We start from the raw sequence: 9,737 nt of genomic DNA on the forward strand, positions 1-9,737 counted from the left end.
GTTCGAGGCACGCGCCTTCCTCAGAATGACCGGCCGCCAGATCATGTCGGCACTCCGTCTCGAACATGCGGATGCTCCCTGCCGCATTCCTTCTCACCCTCATTCCCGGCATTCCGCGAGAGGCACACGACAGCGTGGCCGGGTCTTGGAATGACAAACATCTGCGTCATCCGACGAGAGGACGCCGCCTGAGCTGGAACGGCGCGCGGGGCCGCTCCCGGTACGGAAGCGGCCCCGCTGCGCTGGTGTTGATCGGTCGGCTAGAAGTCGTTCGCGTAGGAAACGATCTTCCAGCGGCCGCCGCGCTCGATGAGCGATCCGAAGAGCTTCAGGCTGGCTTTCTCACCATCCGCCGCCATCGTCTCCACCGTGCAGGCGTGCCAGTAGCGGTTGGGGCCTTCCACGCCGGGCGCCGCCTCGCAGGCGTACCCGCCAAAGCGCGCCTGCCCGCCGCCCAGGCGCCGGAGCACGCGGGTGATCCCCTTCTGGCTCTCCTGCGCGTGCAGCATCCACATCACCTCGGGCTGCATGCTGGTGGCGGGGTTCATCCGCTGCAGCGAAGGAAAGTAGATCCAGCCGTACTCGGCGCGGTTCAGCACCATCCCCCGCACCGCCGCCGTGTCCTGCCGCGCGATCGCGTCCACGAAGCGCGCCACCAGCTCGTCACGTGACGCCGCGCCGCCGGAGAGCGAGTCCGCGATCGGCAGCCCGTCGCGAAAGCGGGAGAGCGCTTCGGCGGGCGCGTGTAGCGTATCCACCGGCACCGCCGCCTGCGCATCCGGCGCCGCGTCCCGGCACCCCGCGGAGAGCAGCGCCAGGGCGGCCATGGCAATCCATCGACCCACGATCATCCTCGATTCCGGAAATCTGGCAACTGATTGGTCTCACGCAGAGTTACCAGAGTTACCAGAGTTGAGATGTTCTTTGCATCCCCGGACGCTCTGCCGCTGCGGCGGCGAGCGTCTCATTTGGAACTGTGCGTGGACGAGTCGGACTCATGGACTCGCTCCACACAAACTCTGCTAACTCTGGTAGCTCTGCGTGAGCATTCCGTTTCTTACCGGCGGGCGTAGCTGGTCCAGCCGGCCCACCACTTTTCACCGCCCGGTGCGGCCGCGCCGCGGTAGTCCGTGCCGGTGACGAAGGTGCCGCCGATGGTCGACAGCGTGCCGGTGAAGGCGCCGGTGCCGCCGGTGGCCGCCGCGCTGCCCGCGGGGGGCGTCCAGTCCATGGTGGCCACGGTGGGCGCGGCCGGCCGCGTGGGGAACGCGGTGAACAGGCTGCCGGTGGTACCGGCGGCGTTCTGGATGTTCCACGCCGTCTTGGTGGCGGCGCTGTCGGCGTCGACCGGGAACTGGCCGCTGGCGTTGGTGAACGTCTTCGCGTTCTCGGCCAGCAGCAGGTTGCGGATCATCAGGTTGCCCGCCGCCACGCGGTCCCAGGTGGCCTGGTCGCGGATGCTCATGGCCGCGTTGGGCCAGCGCGCCAGGATGCCGTTCACGTAGTAGCCGCCCACGCCGCGCCGCAGCAGCATCCCGATGCCGCCGCCCGACGGAACCACGCCCGACCCGGTGCCCACCACGGTAAAGTTGGCGAACATCGGCGTCGTAAGCGGCGTGCTGTTGAAGGTGCAGGTGCCGGTGCCGGCGTCGCAGCCGTCGTTCTCGATGCCCTGCGGGTCGCTGGACAGGTTGCCGGCGAACGCGCGCGGCGGCAGCACCGTGTCCTGGTAGGCAATGGCGAACTGCACCCGGCCGCGGAAGCCCTCCGACGCGTCGAAGTGGTCGTCGCCCGACTCGTAGGACACAAGGTACTTGGCGTCCACCTTGCCGCCGAACCATTCAAAGCTGTCGTCCAGCCCGGCCAGCGTCTGCACGTGGTCGATGGTCGTCCCGCTGCCCACCGCCGCCAGCGTAAGGCTGTTCAGCTCCTGGTTGGGCGCCGGGCCAAAGCCGGCGAACTCGATGCGCACGTAGCTCAGCCGGCCGCTGCTGCCGTCGTCGCCGGCCGCGCTGCCGCCGGAGTACGCGATCGTGGGGTTGTTGGTGGTGCTGGTGCCCGTGCCCTCGAGGATGATATCGCCGGTGCGGTTGATCTGCCCGCCGCCCACGATGATCAGCCCGCCCCAGTCACCCGGCTGCCGCGCCCCCACGTCCTTGGACGAGGTAAAGACGATGGGCGCCGCCGCCGTGCCGATGGCCTCGATGCTGGCGCCGCGCAGGATGAACAGCGCCGACCCCTGCTCGCCCTCGATGCGCGTTCCCGACTGGATGGTCAGCCTGGCCCCGTTCCCCACGTGGACAAAGTTGGTCAGGCGGTAGACCGAGTCGCGGACAAAGGTGCGGCTGGCCGTGATGTCGGCCCCGACCAGCGCCACCGGCAGATTGCTGGTGGTGATGGTCATCTCGGTAGCGGCGCCGGTCTCGGTGCCGCGGGTGGCGAACACCTTGTAGCGGTACTGGGTGCTGGCCGCGAGTCCCGTGTCGGTGTAGCTGGTCGTGGCCGTGGTGCCCACGTCCGCAAAGGTGCCGTCGGCGCCGGCGGCGCGCTGCACGGTGTAGCCGTCCGCGTCGGCCACCGCCTGCCAGGTGAGCGTGACCTGCTGGCTCCCGGCGGTGCCGATCAGGCTGGTGGGTGCGGTGAGCGGCTGCGGATCCGTTCCGCCGTCCCCGTCGCAGGCAGTCAGCGAAGCGGCCAGCAGCACGTACGTCCACCGCCGGAGTGCGTTTCTCATCTGGATTCCGAGTCGTGAGTTGGTGTTCATCGCAGCGTGCGCACACGCGACATCAACCTCGTGGCGCGTCGTCGTGATCCGCGCACGGCTGTGCCACGGGGATGTCACGAGATCATGCCGAATCACCCACTTCAACGGAGGATGGGGTACAGAGGAACAGGCAAAAGCCAGAGATGCAGAGGAAAGCATCCTCTGCATCTCTGGCCCTTCCCTGTTCCCCTGTACCCGTTCTGTTTCTCTACCGCCGCCAGGAAAGGCCGAAGGAGACGGACCGGCCGGTGCGGTAGCTTTCGCGCACCACGCCCCCCTGCAGGTACTCGTACCGGGCGTCCAGCAGGTTCTCCGCGTCAAGCTTGAGCGAAAAGTGGTCGCTCCAGGCGTGGCGCAGCGACAGGTCCAGCACGCCGCGCGGCTGCTCGTACACATCGGGCAGAACGCCCGCGCCCGCGCTGGTGATGCGGCGGCCGAACAGGTTGTACAGCACCGTGGCGCTGGTGCGCCCGTCCGCGGGCGACCAGGCCAGGCCGGCGTTCACCACGTACGGTGACTGCCCCACCATCGGCCGGTCCTCGTCCTCGCCCACCACCGTAACGTCGCTGCGCACGAGCGTGGCGTTCGTGATGACGCTGAAGGATTCGCCGGCGCTGCCCAGCATTCCCAGCGACTTGCGAAGCTCCAGCTCCAGGCCGTAGTTGACGGCCCGCTCCGCGTTGGCGAACGAGACGATGCGGCTGCCGCTGGTGGGCAGGTAGATGCGCTCGATGGGACCGTCGAAGCGCTTGGCGAACAGGCCCACGCTCACCACCTCGTCCGCGCCGGGATACCACTCCCACCGCGCGTCCAGGTTCTGGATCAGCGTCCGCCGCAGATCGCCGTTGCCGCGCACCAGCTCCTCGCCGATCACGTCGCGGTAGGCGATGGCGCTCAGCTCGCGGTACTCCGGCCGCGCCAGCGTCTGCGACGCGCTCAGCCGCACCTTCTGCCGCTCCGTCAGATCCACGTTCACCGCCAGCGCGGGAAGCACGTCCGTGTAGACCGGGTTGGCCACGTCCACCTGGCCAAACGTGGGATCCGACGTCACCGTGACCTCCGACCGCTCCACCCGCGCCCCGCCGATCACCCGCACGCGGTCCGTCAGGCCGAACTCCAGCATGCCGTACCCCGCCGCCAGCCGGTCCTCCGCCGCGTACGATCCACCGACCCCGAGCGGGACCACCAGGAAGTAGCGGTCGTCCTCGCCCGTGTAGCGGCCGTCGAAGATCTCCGCCGGCGTCAGCGTCGTGGCATCTTCCGGCAGTCCCAGCGCCGAGATGCTGTACGAGGTGTTCTCCGCGTCGCGGTCCGTGCGCCGCACCATGCCGCCAAAGCTGAGCCGGTGCCGCTCACCCGCGCCCAGCGACAGGTGGTAGTCGGCGCCGCCCTCCAGGCTGTTCTCCGCCAGGTCGCCGAAGGTGCGTACGGCGGCCTCGTTGCTGATGGCGTACCAGCGGCGGGTGCCGTTGCTGGTGTCCAGCACCCACTCCGAGCGGTCCGGCTCCGCGCGCGTCACCCCCGACGAGGTGACCGTCCACTCCAGCTTGCCGCGGCCAAAGCCGTGCTCGCCGCGCAGCTGGTTGGAGCGCACCGAGCGCTCCACCAGGCGCAGGCGGTTGACGATCAGCTCCAGCCCGGTGATCTCCAGGCTCCCCGAGTCCGCGCGCGCCTCGCTCTCCGCCGAGCGGTTGTAGGTGTTGCTCAGGCTTACGCGGTGGTCGCCGCCCAGCGACGCGCTCAGGTTCAGCACGCCGCCCCAAAGCACGCCCACGCGCGACACGTCGCCCACAAAGCGGTCCGTCTCGCGCACGTCGCCGGTGGCCTGGTCGGTCAGCAGCACCTGCGCGCGGCGGTGATCGGAAAGCACCTCGAAGTCGCGCGAGTAGCTGAAGCTGCCCACGTACCCCAGGTCACGTCCCAGCACCGGGCTGGTGCCGCCCAGCGTCATCGCCAGCGAGCCGTTCGCCCCGCCCGTCTGCTGTTCCGGCAGCCACACGCCGCGAAAGGAGTTCACCATGCGGTTGTACTCCTGGCTGCCGATCGTCCGCCCCTGAAAGTCGCCGTACTGCGCCACCTCGGCCGGCAGCGCGCGGCCGCTGCTCAGCGCCGTGTAGTCCACGCGCCCCAGCGGCGGCAGCGACAGCGCCCTGCCCGTGACGTCGGGGTTGTAGCCCAGCGTGCTGCTGATGGAAAAGATGGGCTGCGCCGGATACTCGCGGGTGCGGATGTTCACCAGCGCGCCGCTGAAGTCGCCGGCCAGGTTGGGCGTAAACGTCTTGGTGGTCGACACGGTCTGCAGCAGCCCCGCGGGGAACATGTCCAGCGGCACCACGCGCCGCTCCGGCTCCGGGCTGGGGATGCGGGCGCCGTTCAGCGCCGCCGTCGTGTACCGCTCGCTCAGGCCGCGGACGACGACGTAGCGGCCGTCCTGCACCGTCACGCCGCTCACCCGGCGGATGGCCTGCGCCGCGTCGCTGTCGGGGCTCCTGGCGATCTGCTCGGCGCCCACCGCGTTCACCACGCCGACGGAATTGCGCTGCTCGTCCAGCGCCTGCGTAACGCTTCCCCGCTCCGCCTGCGCGGTTACGGTCACGGCCTCCAGCAGCAGCGTGGCGGCGCTAAGCGACACGTCCTGCGTAACCGCGCCGCTGGCCGGAACCACCACGCCGGTGACCGTCTTGCTCGCGTAGCCCAGCGCCGTGACGCTGAGGGTGCGCGGGCCGGAGGGAACGCCGGCAAGGGTGTAGCGGCCGTCGACGCCGGCGTTGGCGGCCAGCTGCAGCCCCTGCACGGCCACGCGCGCGGCGGCCACGGGGCGTCCGGTGGCGGCGTCGACCACGCGGCCGGTAACCTGCCCCGCCTGCGCGGCCAGCGGCGCCGCGCCCATGGCGGCAAAAGCAAACGCGAGAGCCGCGCGCAGCAGGCTCCCGCGCACCATGCCGGGACCGTTCAGTCGGTGAGAGCGTCTCACGGAAAGGGCCTCGTATTCTTCGGGTGAAACTTCGGTTCGTTGGATGCCCGCCGGTGCGGACGGCGGAAACTTCCCGGCGCGCCGTCACGCATCCACCCCTCGCCGGTCGCGGACGTGTCACGATCGGGGCACGGTTCGATACACGAGTGCGGGAGTGCGAAAGTGCGGGAGTGCGAAAGTGGATGCGGCACAAGGGGTTGGATAAAAAGCGAGGGCGTCCGCATTGTCCGCGGACGCCCTCGCTCGCGTTTCATCCCCGTCACGAGCTGACGAAGGAGAACCGTCTTGTCGCCAACATACCGGCTCCGCAAAACAGAAGTCTCATTGGGAATCCGGGAAAACACCTCAAGTCGGACTTTGGGAAACAGAGGTCAGGGTACAGAGGAACGGAGAACAACCAGAGGAACAGAGGGAAATGCGGATCACCTCTGTTCCTCTGGCCGTTCTCCGTCCCTCTGTACCTTCCGATGTTGTTTTCCGGATTCGATATCAGGAAGACGCGGAGGCGCGGAGGACACGGAGGTTTTCTCCGCGCCTCCGAGATCTCCGCGCCTACGCGTGAGAGCGGTTCTTTCGTTTGCTGATTCGGGATCAGGGCCTGCCGGCGCGCCTCAGCCTCAGCCTCAGAAGGCGAGCTGGAAGAGCGCCTTGAAGCTGCGGGCGCTCTCGCCGGCGTCGGGGTTCCACAGGTCGTAGTACAGGCCCAGGCGGTTCAGGCCGCCCAGCCACAAGTTGATCCCCGGCGTAACCAGCGTGCCGCCCATGCCCAGGAACGCTTCGTCGTCCACGTCGGGATCGGCCCAGCTCACGCGGACGAACGGCTCCAGCCCCGCGATGGTGGACGACGCGCGGCCCGTGCGGTACGCCACCCACCCCTGCGCCGAAAGGAATTCCGCGTCCGCGAACGGGTCCGAGTCGCCGCGCGCCACCTCGGCCACCAGCCGCGGACCGCCGCGCTCCGACCCCAGCTCCACGTCCGCCTCCCACGCCGCGCCCTCCGACGTCTCCACCTCGGCCACGTCGTCGCTCGCGTTGGCGAAGTCGATGCGGCTGAACGACACGCCCACCCGCGCCCACGCCGTCGGACGCGCCGCCACCCGCGCCACGAACTGGTAGGTGTTCTCCTCCGGCGCGTCGTCGCGCACGGGGCCGTTGAACATCCCCGCGGCGTACGAGAGCCCCAGCGGCGCGCCCGCGGGGTCGCCGCGCAGCTGGATCCCCACGTCGCGGTCCGAGTATCCCAGCCCGCTCAGCAGGTTGAAGTGCTCCAGCCCGTCCACTCCGCGAATGCGCACGCCCTTTTCGGGGCTGGGCAGGCGCGTCGTGCTGTACGGAGAGACCACGCCAAAGGGGCGGTGCGCGTTGCCGGCGATCACCTGGAACGCCGTGTCCAGCTTGAGCCGTACGTACGCGTCGCGAAGGGAAACGCGGCTGCCGGCGAACTCCGGCTGAATGCGGCCGCGCACCACCCGGCCCATCTGCAGGTCCGCGCCCAGTCGCACGCGGCGCAGCTCCGTTTCCGTCCCGGGCTCGTCATCCACCGACGTGGTGTTGAAGATCGTCTGTACGCGGCCGCCAAAGGTGATTCGGACGCTGCTGTCCGGGGTGGTCACGGTCACGCTCTGGCCCGCGGCCGGGCTGACCACGGCAAGAAGAAGAACGGATGTAACGGCGAAAAGCGTTCGGTGGAACGAGGGCATCGGCGGTCGTCGCTCGGGTTCATCGTGCGCTCCGGTACCGGAGACGCGGCGAGAATAGGACGAACAAGCTACCGATGCATCCCCATTTCGTCACGGGGGCGTAACAGATCACGGATTCGTGACGATGGATGTCACCACGCGCGGGGCAGGACGCGCGAACAAACGACAGGCATCCTGAGGGAGCACGCTCTCGTAACCATGGAAGCGCCACCACGGGTCACGCGCGACCGAAGAACCTTGCCGGCAAAGCCGTGGGGCCGGATCGATGTCGTCAATCCAGCCCTGAGCCACCGGAGAAAAGGTCCTTCGGTCGCGCGCAGGTGCCAGTGCAGCTTCTGGTTACGCGCGGTGCGCTCCCTCAGGATGACTGTCTCCGTGAGGGTTCTGCGAATCCTCAGGCCTCCAGATGCAGCGCGTTCTCCGAATCCTCCGGGACCGGAAGGGTGAAGCGGATCGTCGTCCCCCGCCCGAACTCGCTTTCCGCCTGAATCGTCCCGCCGTGCCCCTCTACCAGGTGCTTGACGATGGCGAGGCCCAGCCCCGTACCGCCCTCTTCGCGCGACCGCGCCGCGTCGGCCCGGTAAAAGCGCTCGAAGATGCGCGGCAGGTGCGCGGAGGGGATGCCGGCGCCGTTGTCGCGCACGGCGATCTCCACCCACGCCCGCGGATCGTCCGCGCCGCTGGCCACGCCGCGCGCGCTCAGCTCCACCTCGCCCCCCTGCGGTATGTAGCGCAGGGAATTGCCGAACAGGTTGATGAAGATCTGCCGCAGCGCGGACGGATCCGCGTCCACGAACTCGCACTCCGGCGGCACCCGCACCTCCACACGCGCCTCGCGAGCCTCCGCCGCGGCCTCCACCGTCCCCCACGCCTCGCCCGCGATCTCGGGAATGGAGACGATCTCTGGCTCCACCCGCCAGCCGCCGGTCTCGATGCGCGACAGGTCCAGCAGGTCGTCCACAATGCGCTGCAGCCGGTCGGCGTTGGCCTTGACCGTTTGCGTGAACTGCGCGCGAAGCTCCGGCGGCAGGTGCGGATCCAGCAGCGTCTCGGCAAAGCCGCGGATGGCCGTGAGCGGGGTCTTGAGCTCGTGCGAGGCGTTGGCCACAAAGTCGCGGCGCACGTCCTCAAGCCGGCGCAGCACGGAAACGTCCAGGAACACCATCACCGCGCCGCCGGTGGGAAGCGGCTGCGCGGTGGCCAGCAAGTGCCGGCCGTCCTGCATGAGCTCCGTGGGCGAGATGGGGGCGCCGTCCAGCGCGCGCTTCACCAGCTCCAGAAACGGCTTGCGGCGGGTGATCTCCTGCGGCGCCAGGCCGCGGGGATCGCCGCTCAGGGAAAAGATGCGGCGGGCGGCGGGGTTGGCGCGCCGCACGCGGCCGCGCGCGTCCACGGCGATCACCGCCTCGTCCATGGCGTCGATCAGCGCCTGCATCTCTGCCCGCTCGCCCTCCAGTTGCCCCAGCCGCCGCTGCAGCTCGCCGGCGAGCGTGTCCAGCGCCTCGGCCAGCTCGCCCACCTCGTCGCGGTGGCGGGTGCGGGCGCGCTGCGTCAGGTCGCCCGCCGCCATCGACCGCGCCACCCCCGCCAGCTGCCGCAGCGGCCGCGTGACCGCGATGCTGAACCCGAACGACAGCAGCCCCGTGAGCACCAGCGCGATCACGCCCACGGAAAAGATGCCGCGCTGCACGCGGCGGACGGTGGCGTACACCTCGTCCAGCGGCACCGCCAGGCGGATCACCCGCCCGCCAAACGCGGGAACGGCCATGTACAGCTCGCGGTTGCCCACCGACGTGCTCAGCCGCACCGCGCGCCCCATCCGCCCCTGCAGCGCCGTGCGGATCTCCGGCCGGCCGCCGTGGTTCTCCAGGCTCGCCAGCCCCGCGTCGGGCACCTCGGAGTCGCCGATCACGCGGCCGTCGGGGGCGACCACCGTAACGCGGCGGTCGGCGATGGAGCCCAGCCAGTCGGCGATGGAGTCGGGCTGGGCGGCGGGATGGCTTTCGTACAGCGAGCGGGCCAGCAGCAGCTCGCGCCGCAGGTCGCCCGCCTGCATCTCGGTCATGTGCCGGCGCAGCAGCGTTCCCACCCCCAGCGTGAGCGCCGCGACCACGGCCGCGATCACGGCAAGGTAGGTGAGGAAGAGCTTCTGGTCGGCGCGGAGGTGCATGGGCGGAAGAGGGTACGAAGGTACGAAGGTACGAAGGTACGAAGGTACGAAGGTACGAAGGTACGAAGGTACGAAGGTACGAAGGTACGAAGGTACGAAGGTACGAAGGTACGAAGGTACGAAGGTACG

Annotated in this window: 5 protein-coding genes; all 5 read right to left on the reverse strand. The window is 69.4% G+C overall.

Annotated features, from left to right (window positions below; all coding sequences use genetic code 11):
• Positions 1-260 precede the first annotated feature (260 nt).
• The 5 genes from ACOJUJ_RS27415 to ACOJUJ_RS27435 all read right to left on the reverse strand — a co-directional run bounded on the left by ACOJUJ_RS27415 (position 261) and on the right by ACOJUJ_RS27435 (position 9,608).
• The gene (locus tag ACOJUJ_RS27415; protein WP_420130121.1) at positions 261-851 is read right to left on the reverse strand and encodes a hypothetical protein; all 591 of its coding nucleotides are present in this window, start codon (positions 849-851) and stop codon (positions 261-263) included.
• Between the two features lie 206 nt (positions 852-1,057).
• Entirely contained in the window at positions 1,058-2,734 is a 1,677-nt protein-coding gene (locus ACOJUJ_RS27420; protein WP_420130122.1) for a fibronectin type III domain-containing protein, read from the reverse strand.
• A 238-nt stretch (positions 2,735-2,972) separates the two neighbouring features.
• Positions 2,973-5,702 (reverse strand): TonB-dependent receptor domain-containing protein, encoded by a 2,730-nt coding sequence (locus ACOJUJ_RS27425; protein WP_420130123.1) that lies wholly within the window; start codon positions 5,700-5,702, stop codon positions 2,973-2,975.
• Between the two features lie 659 nt (positions 5,703-6,361).
• Positions 6,362-7,351 carry a porin gene (locus tag ACOJUJ_RS27430; protein WP_420130124.1) on the reverse strand — a complete coding sequence of 330 codons (990 nt, stop codon included), beginning with the start codon at positions 7,349-7,351 and terminating at the stop codon, positions 6,362-6,364.
• Positions 7,352-7,832: 481 nt separating this feature from the next.
• Positions 7,833-9,608: an ATP-binding protein gene (locus ACOJUJ_RS27435; protein WP_420130125.1), complete on the reverse strand. Its 1,776-nt coding sequence runs from the start codon at positions 9,606-9,608 to the stop codon at positions 7,833-7,835.
• Positions 9,609-9,737 lie beyond the last annotated feature (129 nt).

Source organism: Longimicrobium sp. (genome assembly GCF_048594345.1).
In the GTDB taxonomy this organism is placed as follows: Bacteria; Gemmatimonadota; Gemmatimonadetes; order Longimicrobiales; family Longimicrobiaceae; genus Longimicrobium.

Bases quoted from the DNA above. Each gene is read 5' to 3' on its own strand.
- ACOJUJ_RS27420 (WP_420130122.1), bottom strand. From the start codon at position 2,734: ATGAGAAACGCACTCCGGCGGTGGACGTACGTGCTGCTGGCCGCTTCG.
- ACOJUJ_RS27415 (WP_420130121.1), bottom strand. From the start codon at position 851: ATGATCGTGGGTCGATGGATTGCCATGGCCGCCCTGGCGCTGCTCTCC.
- ACOJUJ_RS27435 (WP_420130125.1), bottom strand. From the start codon at position 9,608: ATGCACCTCCGCGCCGACCAGAAGCTCTTCCTCACCTACCTTGCCGTG.